This is a genomic window from Longinema margulisiae (assembly GCF_025266855.1).
Taxonomy (GTDB): domain Bacteria; phylum Spirochaetota; class Brevinematia; order Brevinematales; family Thermospiraceae; genus Thermospira.
Window position 1 is genome coordinate 2,279,835 of sequence record NZ_CP053071.1, and the last position, 15,335, is coordinate 2,295,169.

A 15,335-nucleotide genomic window follows, 5' to 3' on the forward strand; every position below is an offset into this window, starting at 1 on the left:
ATCTTATACTAATGGTGAAAAAATAGGCAGGAGAGTCTATGCCAGGCGAAGAAAACCAGGTGAAAAGGCTTCGTCTCATTCAGTATCTGAGTATAGCCATGAATCAAACCCAGGATGCAGAAGAGCTTTTGGGATTGATGTTAGACAAGGCCATTGAGTTAACGAATGCCACCACAGGGTCTATTATGCTCAAAGAGGAAGGTTCAAAATACCTTCGCTATGCCGCCTATAGAGGATTTGATGAGAACCGTATCAGAAGAGTCCCTATTGCTGTGGGAGAGGGACTCACAGGGGCTGTGTTTCGTGATGGTATTCCAAGACTGGTAAACGATGTGAGACAGGATCCCCTCTATATTCCCCTCAGAGAGGATATTCAATCTGAGCTTATTGTGCCTTTGCAGGTAGAGGGACAGATTATTGGCGTTGTCAGTGTGGATAGTGTAAAAAAAGACGCTTTCACCGAGGAGGATCTTGAACTTCTCTACACGATCTCTAACCAGGCGGCGCAGATTCTCTATCGTACGAAGCTTTATGAAGAACTCAAATACAAGATACATCTTCAGGAAATTTTGATTGATATTTCTCAGGTGATAGAAAAAAAGATAGATCTTCAGGATGTTTTTGAGTCCGTGATGAGTATTCTTGCTGAACGGATCCATATTGATCGTGGGATGCTTGTTCTTTTTGAACCTGAACAGAGTGAACAGCTTTCTATTTTTGCGGGATATCGTCTCACCAAAGAAGAGTGTGAACGGGGCATCTATAGAGTGGGGGAAGGAATCATTGGAACCGTTGTGGCCACAGGCCAGCCCATTGCCATTCCCAACATTCATGAAGAAACCCGCTTTTTGAACCGGCTCAAGATCAAACGAGACAAGGAAAAACCTATTTCTTTCATAGCCGTTCCTCTCAAATTGGAGGGAATTACTCTCGGGGTAATGGCGATAGAAAAACAATACGATAACAATACCTATCTGAAAGATCTTGAAAACATGCTTTTTTTGGTGGGGCAGATTCTCTCCAACAAGGTGAGGTTAGCACGAACTATCCAGCAGGAGAAGGCTTCCCTTTTAGAGGAAAACCTCACCCTCAAAAAGGAACTGGAAAGAAACTATGCCTTTCATCATATCATCGGAAAGAATCAACGGATGCAGGCTATCTTTGACCTGATCCATACGGTGGCTGATACTAACGCCTCTGTGCTTATTCTTGGGGAAAGTGGAACGGGAAAGGAGTTAGTAGCCAAAGCCCTGCATTATAATAGCTCACGAAAAGATAAGCCTTTCGTGAGCATCAATTGTGCCTCCATTCCAGAAAATCTTCTTGAGTCTGAACTTTTCGGATACAAGAAAGGGGCCTTCACAGGGGCAAATAGTGATAAAAAGGGGCTTTTTCAAGTAGCTCATGGAGGGACGCTTTTCTTGGATGAGATTGGGGATATGCCATTCTCTCTTCAGGCTCATCTTCTTCGTGCGTTGCAGGAGAGAGAGATTACCCCTTTAGGAAGTGAAACCAAGATCCCTATTGATATTCGTCTCATTGCGGCTACCAATAAACCCCTGAAGACACTGGTGAAAGAAAAAAGGTTCCGGGAAGATCTCTATTACCGTCTCAATGTGATAGAGATCCAGCTTCCTCCTCTTCGAGAACGAAAGGACGATATTCCTCTTCTTGTCCAGCATTTCATTCAAAAAGTCTCAGAACGAGAACGTCGTCCCGCAGTGGATATTAGCGAGGAGGCTCTTTTAGCTCTCATGAACTATTCATGGCCCGGCAATGTCCGTGAACTGGAGAACTGTATTGAAAGGGCTGTTATTTTAGCCCGAGGCAACCGCATAGAACTCCACCATATTGTGCCTTTTTTGGCTATGGAAGAAGAAAAAAAGCTCTTCTCTCTCTCTGAATGGATTCGCTTTTACATTGGGAATCCAGAATATACAGGAAAGGTGTATGATACGGTGGTGGGCATCGTCGAAGAGGAACTCATTCGACAAGCCCTCCTTGTCAATGAGAGAAATAAACTGAAAACAGCTGAATTTTTAGGTATTAACCGAAATACCCTTCGCACAAAAATGGAAGCCTACAAAATAGACTGAACATCTTTCATCAAAAGCCCTGGGAAGTAAGCAGAATATGTCTTGTATTTTCTTCTTCTCCATAGCCAAAGGTAATAAGCGTATGAGGAAAGGTGTTCTCCTTTTCCAGTATCTCCGGCCATTCTACCAGGACAATCGCATGTGGTTGAAAGAGGTCATAAAGTCCAATGGCCTCTCCTTCCTCAGGGGATCGAAGACGATAGAGATCAACATGGTAAATGGTTTTTTCTGGATGGGGATAATGATGGATGAGAGAAAAGGTTGGACTGCTTACCCCTTCCGTGATTCCCCAGCAGGCAAGAAGGCCACGCACAAAGGTGGTTTTCCCACTCCCTATATCCCCCCTCAAAAAAATCCAGGGGGATATGGTTTCTGATTCAATCAGAGTGGCTACTTCCCGGGCAATCTCGTATGTTCTCTCAACAGAAGAAGAAACCCATTCCTTGCGCATAGACGTCACGAAATGAGGTCTATAAGAAGACCTTTGATTTGCTGAATGAGCTGAAAATAAGAAAGTCTGTTTTTTTCGTTGGAAAGGATAAGGTGTGCCATTTGCTGAAGTTTTTCATCGATGGATTCAACAATAACATAAGTGTTGATTTTACTGAAACCCGATCGGCTGGTAATGGTTTTCACATCCATATTTTTGGTGGCGTATCGTACCAAAGCCTTTACACAACTCCGATATCGATTAAAATGTTCAATATCCGGGTTCTGAGAAAGCTGTTCACCCAAAAGATCAATCATACTCCCCAATTCTCGAATATCACTTTCTGAAAGTTCATCCCCAACGGTATTAAAAAAACTCTCTAAATCCGGACTTTCTAACATTTCCTTGAAATTAAAACTCGCTTTTCTTTCGCTTTTTTTGGAGGTAGTCTTTTTGGCATTGAAAAAAGGAGAAAAATTTTCAATTTTCATTGTCCTTCTCCTTGATAATAGCCGCATAGGCATTGTGGTTGTGGATAGATTCATAGTTCTCTACTTCGACCTGGTACCAGAGAATACGTTCATCTCTATTCAGAGCAAGGGCAATATCTCGGGCGGTATCTTCGACAAACTTGGCGTTCATGTAGGCTTTTTCCGTGATATATTTTTCGTCACTACGTTTGAGAATAGCAAAAAGCGGAGCAGAGGCATTCTTTTCCGCTATGGTAATGAGTTCTTCAAACCAGACAAACGAAGAGGTTTTTGCCTGAATACGCACAACTCCCCGCTGATTGTGAGCTCCGTAACTGCTGATCTCCTTGGAACAGGGACAGAGACTATGGATGGGAACTTCAACCTCCATCACAAGAGAGAGCCTCTCCCCAAGAGAGGCCTTGACAGAGCAGAGATATTCCATATAGCTTTTGGCCCCGGAAACAGGAGCAGATTTCACAAGAAAATAGGGAAAACGTATTTCAATATGGGCTTCTTCGCATTCAAAACGATTCTTCATCTCTTCTAAGATAGACAAAAGGGTTTCAAGGGAGAGATCATGAGCATACCGATGCAAGATCTCTCCAAACCGGCTCATGTGGGTTCCCCGATAGTGATGGGGGAGGTTTACATACATATTGACATCGGCAATGGTAGGCTGGGTCTTGTTCTGCTGATCTCGAACGACAATGGGTATTCGAAGGTTACGAATACCCACCTTGTTAATCGGAATATTCCGATGGTCTTTTTCGCTCTGTACATCTTTCATAGTGTATAGTATAGCAAAAAAAGGAAAAAAAGGCAATTTTCAGGGGCTATCGACTTCTCCGATAGCCCCTGAAGGTTATTCGCTTATCTCAATAGTTGCCCTTGGGGTAATACCTTCTTTGCCCTTCACATTTCTGAGATAAATAAAATAATCAATCGTATCTCCAATATTTGGTCTTCCCAAAAACACTCTCATCGTTCCATCAAATCCAAGCTTGGCTCTGATACGTCGATAAGATGGAGCATTATTCAGACGATAGATAAAATAGACATTATTATAGTCTATACCATCGACGGGATCAAAAACTTTGAAGGTAAGGTACATTCCAGACTGAGAAGTGGGCTTTGCCGGATAGAGAGTCAGTTCTGTGAGCTTAAATGGGTTACCTAAAATCTTGGTGTCATAACGTTCCTTGTCTTCTGCGGGAACTTCTTCTCCAAGGGAGGTCATAGCAGGAATATTGAGTTTTTTCTTTTTGAGCACATTCAAAAGAATATCGTATACTTCCGCCGTTTGTTTCATGGCAATTTCCATTTGATTGCTGGCGTTTTTCATATTGGCTATATTCCCCGACCAGAGCCAGTCGGAATGAGTAGCCATCACAAGGTTTTCCCACGTCTCAAGGTAAAGATAATCAGGATAACTCGTATCCAGTTGAAGATCGGAAACCATTTTCTTTGCCGAGACAATCTCTAAGACCTTTTTGCCATTGTTGCGAATGCTTTCCCATATATTCTGTTTCATGGGATGGTCAAACCAGATCTTATAACTAACTGTTTGAGTTTCAATATCATAGTACCAGCCACCGCTAATCTTTTCGCTCAAAAAACTCTGCGTAGGGATAGTTTCTTTGAAAATATCATCGCCGCTTTTGAAACGAATCCATGGAATAGCTTTGAGTTTCGTGAAAAGTTTATCCATGAATTCACCATCACCAATAAATTCTCCGTTATTTACCACGCATACAACAGAGTTTCCATCTTTGTTCTGGGCAGCAACAGAAATCAGATACAGAATAAACTCATCAATAGCCTTGTCAGTCTTTTTCAGAAGAATATTTACCGCCTTGCTATCCCGAATGAGAATATTCATGGCGTATCCTTTACTCATAATACGAGACGGTTTGCGGTAGTCAATATCAGGCATACCTTTGTAACCTGTATCTACAGCAATGTCGGCAAGATATCCCCATGTGAGCTTTTGTTGTACCACAGGTTCTATCACTCCATCGGCAAAGGCCATTTCCGGGAAAAACATCCCACTTGGCGTAGTCCCAAAAACTAACCGTTTAATATCCATATCCATCCTGATCTGCTCTCTTATTTCTTCAGAAGAAATAAAGGGGAAAAGGGGATTTCCATACCCTGTGGCCATAAGATTGAACGTCCCCTTTTTGATGAGATCCCCGTACATGGAAACAAAATGGGGAGAAACCAACATCCATTGATAGAGAAGCGCTCCACTGATAATCAGGTCGCTTCTCACCGTGGGGTGTTTCTGATAGAGTTTGACAATGTTGGAATAGACAGGAGAAAGAGGTTGAAGATTGGCCTTGATTTTCCCCACCGAATTATAAATAGGTTGATTCAAAAACCAGGCAAAATTGACAGTGAGAGGCTTACTCATCGCTGGAATAGGGATCTCACCCATTTTGACAGTTCTTTCTGCTCGATAGACTTCGATCCCTGCAGCATCGGTGAGTCGAACAACTACCTGATAATAGCCGCCCTTGATTTTTGAGGAAGCAGGGGCAGAGGCAGAATAAGAGACAAACCGTTCAGGAACCACTTCGGAAACCGTTTCCTGCTTCAGCGTATCAAGAAGCGTTTTATTGTTATCGTAAATTTCAATCGACAGCTGTCCCCCAGAAAAGGTTCCTGGAGTAAATTTGTATATCTGGCCACTGACAGTTATTTTGCCGGCAGTATAGGAGGCTATCATCGATCCGGTAAAACCTGTCTCACTATTTCCACAGGCAATATTCTGCATAGGAGGCAGAAGAACGATACTCACATCATAATAGGCACTCTCCTTTGGTTGGAGCACCTTTTTCTTGAAAACAAGGTCATAGGTTGGCACAACGGGGTCATGGAATGTCCAGTAAGCATCAATCAAAAGAGGAGAAAAAAGCCACACCGCTGAAGATTTACCATCTTTTACCGTAAGACCTGCAAAGCCAGCGGTAGGAAACATATCAAGGCCATGTCCTGCACTTCCGGGATTGAAACCAATTTCCACCACGTCATTTTCGAGGGGAAGCCAGGTGCTTTTCGCATCCTTATTGGTTGGACCAAGAATGGGACGAGATTGATGCCAGTAGGTCACTTCGATAGGTTTTTTCTCTGTGTTTTTGATTTCCACAAGCGAATAGACCGCTGGAACCACATCATCAACCGATATTCTTTTTGTGAGGACAAGCCCTTTTTTGGTGGGATTGGCCTTTCCTACCTCAACCGACATCTCTATATAGGCTTTGGATTCATCCTTCGTCAAACCAAACCCCTTGACTTCGTAGGGGGTTTTGGCAAGTCCTGGCCAGGAGAGATCCACAATGTCATAAAAAGCCCCCGCTGAGTCAGGACTATTAGGGTTGAATGTTTGAACAAGCTCTTCTCCTGTTTCTTTATTTACAATAGAAAGCGCTCTACCACCCAATTTGGGTTCAATGACCACCTTGATACGGGAATTTTCGAGTACATAGAGCCCATCTTTTTGCCTGTAAGCAAGCAAGTTGCTATTTTTCGAGGCATAATTTTGTCCCCAGAGAGATGAGACAAGCAGAACAAAGAGAGCTACTACAATTCGTTTCATAAAACCCTCCTTATTCTTCTGTAAACCAGAAGGTTAAACCGGCACTGATACCTTGCTGACTGGTCTTGAAATAGTCCTGCCATCCAAAGGTATAAGCCAAACGTAGGCCAAACCAGCCAAATTTGAGATCCATTCCAATATCGGTCATATCATACTTCGCAATATCAAAGACAATGAAATCAGACCACAAAACCTGAGTATCAGCAAAGAAACTCCACTGAGCAAGAATGGGAATACGAATACCTCCGCCAAAAGCTATGGCATAAGGGGCATAGGCATGAGGTGTGGCATTGTACATACCCCCTAACGAAAGCTGGAGAATGGGTAGGGGATGAATCCCCAGTTGTGCACGAACCATGTAGTTCATCTCACTTCCAAACTGGAAGCTCTGCGGTTCTATGCCACTGTAGAATGCTGAAAAACTCATTCCGCTCCAGTTTCTCACCATCTTGGGCCACCACACGTCACTCTTTTGCTTTTGTTTTTTCACATTTTCAATGCGTTTTTCCACGCGGTTTCGCTGTTCCTTTATAACCTGATACTCCTTAAACGGGGAAGCATCAATTTTCGCAAGAACATTCTGGTAAATCTTGAGGGCCTCTGCATACTGACCATTTTCGGCTTTGCGATCGGCTTCATATATCATCGCACTTATACTGTCAATAAGTACTTTCGCATCACCGGCCAATTCTTTCTCTGCTTTTTTGTTGGCGGCTGTTTTTTGTTTCATCTCAATATCCACATAGGTATTTGACAATGTCTCATTTTCAAAAGCATCAACCTCTTTGATGAGAGAAAGGGCCTTGTTATAATATTTCAATGCATCCTCATAATTTTCGTTTTGACTTGCCGTATCACCAGCGGCTACTACTCCCATAATCTCACCCTCTATTTGTTTCCAGGCATAGAGAGCATAGCTTTTTCTGATAGTATTTCGAAGTTCAGGAAGAGGGGCATTTGTCAGTCGGCTATTATCTATCTTTTCCACAAGTTGCTTGAATTGAATCACGGCATTAGAAATATCTCCTCTCTCTGCCAAAAGATTCCAATAGTTGTAATTTGTAGAAACATCAAGATAAAGATCGGCTACTAGAATATTATCTCCCAATTCTTTTTTAGCAGAGAGGATTTCGTTCTCTAATGTCCGAAGTTTTGGAAAAGAAGCATATTCAGACGTGCGAACGGTAGAAAGTGCGAGAGCAAAATTAGAACTTGCTGAGAAAAAGTCATTTTGTCCTGCAGCATCAAGGGCCTCTTGCAGGAAGAAAAGAGCACTGTCCAGGACATCATCCTCTCCAACTCCAGGAAGGGAAGTGAATGTGAGAATGAGAGTCTCTTTGGAATTGACAGTAAGATTGGTCACAACGGTCCTAAAACCCCGTTTGTTCAATTTCAATTCTACACTTCCCATTTCTACAGAAAAGACATTGGAACTACTATAGCCCACAAAATCCCCATTGACATAGGCTTCAAAGCCTTTCTCTGGAACAGTACTTACATATAACTTGGCTGGGGCGTCCTTGAGCTTTAGAGATAACATATTCTTCATATTAGGCTGAATATATATGTTAGTAGTCAAAGTTTTATAACCTTCTTTTTCAATTCTGATAGTGGTATTACGAGCAGGAAGAGTAGTAATATCAAGTCCTCCCATTCCTGTTTTTCCACGGGCAATACCATTGACCGAAACAAAGGCATCCTCCGGTTGGGTCACTACAGTTAGATCTCCAAAAAGAGGAGAAAGCGATGCCAACACAACATTGAAACGGTAGGCGGACCATTCGACATTGGTCATCACATTCATATAACCCATATTGGTACCCAAAAACTCAAGAGAAAGCCGAGGGGTCTCTAAAGACCAGAGTGGAGCAGGGGTCTTGAGGCGTCGTTTTCCGTCCACCAAGACAGTGAGTCCCTTTTCCGGGGTAGCAATAACCATACCCGCTACGGGACGGGGTTGAAGATCAACGGTAATAGTCTTCTGCTCTTCTTTGAAGGTAATGTTCGTCCTGAATGGAAGATAGCCATCTTTGATGACGGTAACCAGATTGAGCCCCGGCGTTATCTGGGTTTCAAAGCTTCCATTCTGAATGGTTCCTACTTTTCGTCTATTCACAATCACTGATGCCCCTTCCTGAGAACACTTGACCACAAATGAGGTTCCTTTTCGGCTCAGAGAAACGGTCTGCATATTCAATACATTGGGTTCAAGGGTAAAGGTATGCTGTTTCATTTTGTAGTTCTCTGTTTCCTCAAAAATCACGGTTTTAGCCCCAGCTGGAACATTGGTCATAAAGAAAGGAGTTTTTCCCTGAATTCCGTCTTCTAATATCAAAAAGATTGCTCCCGGATAATCAGCATTGAGAAACAGATGACCTTTTGGTCGCTCCTCAGCGGCACCTACTATTTTCTTTGTGGCTACCAATCGAATCACATACGTCGAAGGATTGAAGCCAACAGAAACATTGGTAAAAAAGGGATCATACCCATCGGCCATCACAAGGAGCGGATAATTGCCAAGTGGAAGCTCATTTTGACCAGGTCTAAAGATAACCGAAGGCAAAGAAATGAACTGAAGATTTTTTGCTGTGGTAGGTACAAGAGAAATCGTCACTTTTCCCTTAACCTCTGGTTGGTAATAATACCTATCCCACTGATTAAACAGGGCTATGATATTTTCCTTGAGAAGGGTATTCAAAGCGGGAGTGTTGGTGAGGAGAGAAGAGGCAACCGTTACCTTCTGGACCACGGGTTTTGGTGAAGCAGGGGACTGATACCAGGAAAAAGTGATAGTATAGGTGGTACCACTCACAGAAAAAGCTATATCAAGAGCCTGTTGAAAACGAATATAGTTTGAAAGAGTTTTGAAAAAGGTCCCCGAAAAAGGAGCAACCTTGATAGGCTGAATCTTTGCAGGAGGAACCACCTTTCCTTTGACGATCACCAGGTTAGTATTGGTACGATTGATCTCCATAATAATGGAGTTCGCCCATTCCACTGCTGTTGACACAGGAAGATAGGCATTATTGAGAATCTCATTCACATCGTGAAGATTGTAGGTAACTTGATTCACAAGAAGTTGATAAGAACCGTCATCCATCCCCCTGGGTTTTGCTCCCATGGACACAAGCGTAATTGTTTCTCCCCACAGAAAAAGGGGAAAAAACAGAAGCATCACAACGTATTTTTTCATATTCTATCGCTCCTCTTTAAAGATTTTCTCTATTATGCTCTTATTATACCATAACTTCTGAATTTGTCAATACCAAAAGAATTTATTTTCAAAAAATTACCTTTCGAGACCCCTGCACCGGTGCTTTCTTGCCCTTTTTAGGTCAGGGGCTGCGACCCTCTTCCCCGCTTTTTCTGTTTACAGGGGCTCACTTGTCTTTTCTGTTCAAAAAAATAGAATTATTGATTACGAAAAGAAATATTTTTATACTATTTTTTATTTTTTATTACTTTTTGAGACCTTTGCACATTCGTGCAAAGGTCTCCTTTCACTTTTATATACCATTCTCAAGAAGAAAAATGGAAATGATATAAGGAAAATTTTTTGAAATCTTTTCCCTGAAAAATACACAGGGAAGGGGTTCTTTGCTAAAATTTGACAATACTCTGCTTTTGTTTGTATAATAAAATACACTAAAAGAGTAGGTTTTATATGCAAAGAGTATATCTTGATAATAATGCCACTACTATTGTGGATCCAAAGGTAAAAGAAGCAATGGAAGTGTATTTCTGTCAGCAATATGGGAACCCCAATTCGCTTCATGAATTTGGAACAGAGGTTCACCCGGCCATGCGTATTGCTCTTGATAGGTTATACGCTGGAATAGGGGCAAGAGATGAAGATGATGTAATTGTCACTTCGTGTGCCACAGAAAGTAATAACACGGTTCTCAAAGCTATTTACTGGGAAGTTATAGCAAAAACACAAAAAAAACGCATTTTGACCACTCCTGTGGAACATCCCTCGGTATCTCAGGTATGTGAATTTTTGCAAAACCAGGGAGCAGAGATTGTGGAACTCCCCCTCAACCAGGATGGTATTGTGGATCTTGAAACACTCAAGGCCTTTCTTGAGCCGGAAAAAACGGCTCTTGTTTCTATCATGTGGGCTAACAACGAAACAGGTCTCATATTTCCTATCAAAGATATGGCTACTTATACTCATTCGGTAGGTGTACTTTTTCATACAGATGCGGTTCAGGCTATTGGAAAAATACCGGTGAATGTTCAGGAGGCACCAGTCGATTATCTCTCATTTTCGGCCCACAAGTTTCATGGACCAAAAGGAGTAGGGGGACTATACATCCGAAAAGGGGCACCCTTCGTACCCCTTCTTCATGGAGGAGAACATATGGGAGGGAAACGTTCTGGCACTATCAACGTAGCCGGGATGGTGGGTATGGGACTCGCTATGGAATTGGCAAACGAGGCTCTCCCCTATGAGCATACAGAAGTACGACGTCTTCGGGATAAACTGGAAGAGGCCATCCTTTCTCTCTCTGATACTATGGTGATCGGAAAAAGAGAACATCGAGTGCCCAATACTATTCTGGCTAGTTTTCGTGGAGTAGAAGGAGAGGCGCTCATCTGGGATCTGAATAAATATGGTATTGCTGCTTCAACAGGCTCAGCCTGTGCTTCGGAATCTCTTGAACCCAATCCTGTGATGGTGGCTATCGGGGTGGATAGAGAACTATCTCACACAGCGGTGCGTTTTAGCCTTTCCAGATTTACCACAGAGAAGGAGATAGACTATACCATTGAAGTTTTAACAAATTCTGTGAAACGTTTGAGAGAGATTTCTTCTACCTACACGAAAAAGAGGAGATAATTATGGCTAAAAATCAGCTTATTGGTGGAGCATTGTGGGAAAATTACTCACGAAAAGTAGCCGAGAGAATGGATAACCCTTTCTATAGAGGAGAACTCACCGAAGAAGATGCAAAACGCATGGGAGGTAAACTTGTTATTGCTGATTGGGGGGCAGAGAGCTGTGGAGATGCAGTGAGACTCTACTGGATTGTTGATCCCAAGACGGATACCATCCTTGATGCGAGGTTCAAAAGCTTTGGATGTGGAACAGCTATTGCTTCAAGTGATATGATGGCGGAACTCTGTATAGGGAAAACTGTCGATGAGGCTGTAAAAATCACCAATCTTGATGTGGAAAGAGCTCTTCGAGATGCACCAGATATCCCAGCTGTACCGTCCCAAAAAATGCATTGTAGCGTGATGGCTTATGATGTTATTAAACAAGCTGTAGCCATTTACAAAGGGGTGGATAGAGAGTCATTAGAGGAAGAAGAAATAGTTTGCGAATGTGCTCGCGTTTCTCTCCGAACTATTCGAGACGTTATTCGTATAAATGACCTCAAAACAGTGGAAGAAATCACTCAATACACCAAAGCAGGGGCGTTTTGTAAATCCTGTATTCAGCCTGGAGGACATGAAAAGAGAAAGTACTATCTTGTCGATATATTACGAGAGGTTCGAGAAGAAATGGTAAAGGAGAAGACCATGACAGAAGAGACCAAATTTAGCGACATGACCATTGTCCAGAAACACAAGATCCTGGAAAAGATTATTGACGAAGAGATTCGGCCTATGTTAGCCGCTGATGGGGGAAGTCTTGAGATTGTGGATATTCAGAGCACGGACAATGGCAAAACCCTTGTGTATATCCGCTACCTTGGAGCGTGCAATGGGTGTGCCAGTGCTATGACAGGAACCCTCTATGCCATCCAGGGTTATTTGAACCGCAAAGTAGATGAGAATATTGTCGTCTATCCCATTTAGCGATGTCTCTCAACCCCTCTTTGAGGGCAAAGGTGGTTGACGGGACACCGACTTTTGCAGAGAGGAGAGACGGGTTTGCAAATAGTCTGGCCAAAGGCAACAAGAATATCATTATACGTTATCCACTCTGAAACAGGGAGTTTCTCTCTGAGGGCAAATTCTGTTTCTTCCGGTGTTTTGGTCCGGACATAGTCCCATCTATTCGAAATACGATGAACATGGGTATCCACACAGATACCTGGTTTATGGTATCCCAAGGTGATCACAAGGTTGGCTGTCTTTCGTCCCACTCCAGGGAGAGTCAAAAGCTCTTCGATGGTATCTGGAACAATGCCGTTGTATTTTTCGAGAAGGATCTGGGTGATCTCTTTGATCCGTTTAGCCTTCATCCTATAAAAACCCACGGGGTAAATGAGACGGGCTATCTCTTCCTCAGAGAGAGTGAGCATCTTTTCCGGCGTGTGAGCCCTCGTAAAAAGTCGTTTTGTGGCCTCTCTTGTGGTCTCGTCCTTTGTTCTCAGGGATAACAAGGTGGCTATAAGGACCTGATAGGGGGTACCTTTTGACACTGCGACAAACGTCACCACCGGCGCCTGCCACGTGGGATAGTGGCTCTTGAGGATAGTGAGGGCCTGCAATACCTCTTCTGTGGTCATCCTGTTATCCTTGCTTTTCTGAAGTTACCTTCGGCTTCCAAAAAGGACTCTCCCCAATCGCACCATGGTGCTTCCCTCTTCGATGGCCACAAGAAAATCATCACTCATCCCCATAGAAAGTTGAAGCGGATGAGAAAACCATTTCTGGGCATCATCCCGAAGTTTTCTCAGAAGACGAAAAGCCTCTCGTATCTTTTTCTCATCCTCGGTAAGTGGACCAACCGTCATGAGACCAGTAATAAAAAGATTTGGGAGTTCTTTGATCTGGGCTATGAGATCCAAAGCCTCATCAGGCCTTGCTCCATGTTTGGAGGTTTCAAAAGAGGTATTGACCTCAACGAAGATAGGGAGGGTTCTTTGAAGTCGCTTGGATATCCCCTCGGCAAGAGAGACACTCTCCACCGACTGAATGACATCAAACCATTGAAGAGCCTTATTGATTTTGTTGGATTGAAGAGAGCCGATAAGATGACGGGTAAAAGAAAGATCTTGTAGCTTAGAAAACTTTTCTTCTGCTTCCTGGACACGGTTTTCTCCAATGTGATGGATACCCGCTTCTACAGCCTCTTTGACGACTTCTGGGCCAAAGGTTTTGGTCACAGCCACAATGGTAATAGGATACGATATATGCTTTTTTGCCTTCAGATCTTCAATTTGTTCCATAATGCGCTGATAGTTCTCCCTGATAGACATAACTTCCTCCAGAATATACTGTAAGAAAAACAAAAGATTTTTTCAAGAAAAAAGGGTGTCCGACTGGACACCCTTTCAAAACTTTTCTTTTTCTAAAAACTATATCGGATACTTGCTATGAAAGAAAAGTTGTCAAAGAAATTATTTCCACTGATGAGATAGGGGAGACGACCCTGGCCTATGACTGCCCAGATAAAGGTATCGCTTACCATCCAGTCTATAGAGAACCCACCAAAATGGATACTCAATCCTAATTGAGGAAGCAACATGGTATTTATCTGAAAGGTTGTCAATGTATCCCTCGCTGTCTCAGTGGTCCCAGCATAGGTAAATGAGGATGTGGTAGTAGTTTCCACATGATAAAAATTGGCCACACCCATTCGGAGAGACAACCATTTCTTCAGACCCAGTTCTATCCCTCCATTGAGAATGGTATAATTTTGTATTTCACTTCCATTTTCTTTATCCGTATAAACATCTGTTCCCGTACTCTGGTTTACCGTAAACCACTCCTCACTGGAGAGAAGGGTGAGATTGTTGAGAGAACCAAAAGCTATGAGGTTACCCTCTGAGTAGGTAATACCTGTTCCTACTTCAATTTGCTGAACTGAATAGGGGTGGGTATTCCTGCTTTTGAGTTCTCCTGCGTCAACAAAGTCTCCATCACCATTGAGATCCATGGTCACCGTATGGGTACTATTCAGGTTGAGGTAACGATACGAAAGCATATTCTTCCACTCAAGGCGAGGAGAAAGTTTCCACTTTGGAAATACCCTGACCTCCACACCAAAATTTCCTTCGCTGATATGCTTTTCTTCGTTTTTGTAATTCTGGATTTCTGTGAAGGTGGTTTTTGTTTGAATGGCAAAAGAAGGAATCCACACACCCACTGACGCATCAATCACGAAGGGTTTCAGAAGATCAACAGTGGCCCCTGTTCGTATCTTCCACAGAAAAGCAGATTCCTCGCCATGGATAATGGACTTGGTAGGATCTACAGGGTTAGGAATATGCTCAAAGTTGGTAGAATAAGCCGCTGCGGTAAGAGAAAAACCTATATAAGGGGAAAAGGGGATCTTTTGACTACCAATGACAATATCAAACCAGGGTTTTCTATCCCTAAGAGTAATGGTGTTATAATCCTCAGGATCGTTCCCAGCAGGATAATTAGGGGTATTCACCAAGATGGCGTCGGGATAATAAGAGAGATAATCCTCTGGTTCAGGTAGATCGTTTACAAAAACTCCAAGTGAAAAAAGATCCTGCCTTATAATCGCATAGCCGAGGGCGTCTTTCCAGTTACCTGAATAAATAGAAAAATAAGGCTCAAACCCTACCTCATTAGAAAGACGATGGATGAGACTCCCATTCACGCCTATTCCAATAGGATCATCGACTATCCAGGCATACTCCCGCAAATTGATACCGGGATAATAAAGAGCCATGCCTCCGAGCCTTGAAAGAGACCCATACATACCATCGAAAACACAACTCACCACCAAAATCCACCAGACCTTCTTCATAGAATCCTCCTTAGTGTTTTATTTTTGGTAACGTTTTTTTCAGGAGACCTGCAGTGGG

11 protein-coding genes are annotated in these 15,335 nt (G+C 42.8%); 3 read left to right on the forward strand and 8 right to left on the reverse strand.

The features are described from left to right. Positions 1 to 38: 38 nt before the first annotated feature. Positions 39 to 2,096 (forward strand): sigma 54-interacting transcriptional regulator, encoded by a 2,058-nt coding sequence (locus tag BREVNS_RS10205; RefSeq protein ID WP_483426905.1) that lies wholly within the window; start codon positions 39 to 41, stop codon positions 2,094 to 2,096. Positions 2,097 to 2,106: 10 nt separating this feature from the next. Here BREVNS_RS10205 and tsaE read toward each other — a convergent pair whose 3' ends face one another. From tsaE to BREVNS_RS10230, 5 genes are all read right to left on the reverse strand, one after another. Continuing rightward, positions 2,107 to 2,547, reverse strand: a complete 441-nt coding sequence (tsaE, locus tag BREVNS_RS10210) for a tRNA (adenosine(37)-N6)-threonylcarbamoyltransferase complex ATPase subunit type 1 TsaE (protein ID WP_483426906.1) — start codon at positions 2,545 to 2,547, stop codon at positions 2,107 to 2,109. A gap of 5 nt (positions 2,548 to 2,552) precedes the next feature. Beyond that, entirely contained in the window at positions 2,553 to 3,017 is a 465-nt protein-coding gene (locus BREVNS_RS10215) for a YaaR family protein (RefSeq protein WP_483426907.1), read from the reverse strand. Further along, complete coding sequence (gene folE2 / locus BREVNS_RS10220) at positions 3,007 to 3,786, reverse strand: GTP cyclohydrolase FolE2 (protein WP_483426908.1); 780 nt, start codon at positions 3,784 to 3,786, stop codon at positions 3,007 to 3,009. The genes BREVNS_RS10215 and folE2 overlap by 11 nt, the downstream gene beginning before the upstream one ends. Before the next feature lie 75 nt (positions 3,787 to 3,861). Continuing rightward, positions 3,862 to 6,597: a hypothetical protein gene (locus BREVNS_RS10225; protein ID WP_483426909.1), complete on the reverse strand. Its 2,736-nt coding sequence runs from the start codon at positions 6,595 to 6,597 to the stop codon at positions 3,862 to 3,864. A gap of 10 nt (positions 6,598 to 6,607) precedes the next feature. Continuing rightward, complete coding sequence (locus tag BREVNS_RS10230) at positions 6,608 to 9,790, reverse strand: PEGA domain-containing protein (RefSeq protein WP_483426910.1); 3,183 nt, start codon at positions 9,788 to 9,790, stop codon at positions 6,608 to 6,610. Positions 9,791 to 10,261: 471 nt separating this feature from the next. Between BREVNS_RS10230 and BREVNS_RS10235 the strand changes: the two genes are divergently transcribed. Both BREVNS_RS10235 and BREVNS_RS10240 read left to right on the forward strand, forming a co-directional pair. After that, positions 10,262 to 11,440, forward strand: a complete 1,179-nt coding sequence (locus BREVNS_RS10235) for a NifS family cysteine desulfurase (protein WP_483426911.1) — start codon at positions 10,262 to 10,264, stop codon at positions 11,438 to 11,440. Positions 11,441 to 11,442: 2 nt separating this feature from the next. Continuing rightward, complete coding sequence (locus BREVNS_RS10240) at positions 11,443 to 12,405, forward strand: iron-sulfur cluster assembly scaffold protein (protein WP_483426912.1); 963 nt, start codon at positions 11,443 to 11,445, stop codon at positions 12,403 to 12,405. On the opposite strand, the gene BREVNS_RS10245 is transcribed toward BREVNS_RS10240, so the two are convergent. The 3 genes from BREVNS_RS10245 to BREVNS_RS10255 all read right to left on the reverse strand — a co-directional run bounded on the left by BREVNS_RS10245 (position 12,402) and on the right by BREVNS_RS10255 (position 15,277). Further along, the gene (locus BREVNS_RS10245; protein ID WP_483426913.1) at positions 12,402 to 13,061 is read right to left on the reverse strand and encodes an endonuclease III domain-containing protein; all 660 of its coding nucleotides are present in this window, start codon (positions 13,059 to 13,061) and stop codon (positions 12,402 to 12,404) included. The two genes, BREVNS_RS10240 and BREVNS_RS10245, sit on opposite strands and share 4 nt — an antisense overlap. A gap of 24 nt (positions 13,062 to 13,085) precedes the next feature. After that, entirely contained in the window at positions 13,086 to 13,754 is a 669-nt protein-coding gene (locus tag BREVNS_RS10250) for a YggS family pyridoxal phosphate-dependent enzyme (RefSeq protein WP_483426914.1), read from the reverse strand. Between the two features lie 92 nt (positions 13,755 to 13,846). Then, positions 13,847 to 15,277, reverse strand: a complete 1,431-nt coding sequence (locus BREVNS_RS10255; protein WP_483426915.1) for a hypothetical protein — start codon at positions 15,275 to 15,277, stop codon at positions 13,847 to 13,849. Positions 15,278 to 15,335: the final 58 nt, after the last annotated feature.

Coding starts and splice junctions, on each gene's coding strand:
- BREVNS_RS10225 (WP_483426909.1), bottom strand. CDS start 6,597: ATGAAACGAATTGTAGTAGCTCTCTTTGTTCTGCTTGTCTCATCTCTC.
- BREVNS_RS10250 (WP_483426914.1), bottom strand. CDS start 13,754: ATGTCTATCAGGGAGAACTATCAGCGCATTATGGAACAAATTGAAGAT.
- BREVNS_RS10245 (WP_483426913.1), bottom strand. CDS start 13,061: ATGACCACAGAAGAGGTATTGCAGGCCCTCACTATCCTCAAGAGCCAC.
- folE2 (WP_483426908.1), bottom strand. CDS start 3,786: ATGAAAGATGTACAGAGCGAAAAAGACCATCGGAATATTCCGATTAAC.
- BREVNS_RS10230 (WP_483426910.1), bottom strand. CDS start 9,790: ATGAAAAAATACGTTGTGATGCTTCTGTTTTTTCCCCTTTTTCTGTGG.
- BREVNS_RS10235 (WP_483426911.1), top strand. CDS start 10,262: ATGCAAAGAGTATATCTTGATAATAATGCCACTACTATTGTGGATCCA.
- BREVNS_RS10240 (WP_483426912.1), top strand. CDS start 11,443: ATGGCTAAAAATCAGCTTATTGGTGGAGCATTGTGGGAAAATTACTCA.
- tsaE (WP_483426906.1), bottom strand. CDS start 2,547: ATGCGCAAGGAATGGGTTTCTTCTTCTGTTGAGAGAACATACGAGATT.
- BREVNS_RS10205 (WP_483426905.1), top strand. CDS start 39: ATGCCAGGCGAAGAAAACCAGGTGAAAAGGCTTCGTCTCATTCAGTAT.
- BREVNS_RS10255 (WP_483426915.1), bottom strand. CDS start 15,277: ATGAAGAAGGTCTGGTGGATTTTGGTGGTGAGTTGTGTTTTCGATGGT.
- BREVNS_RS10215 (WP_483426907.1), bottom strand. CDS start 3,017: ATGAAAATTGAAAATTTTTCTCCTTTTTTCAATGCCAAAAAGACTACC.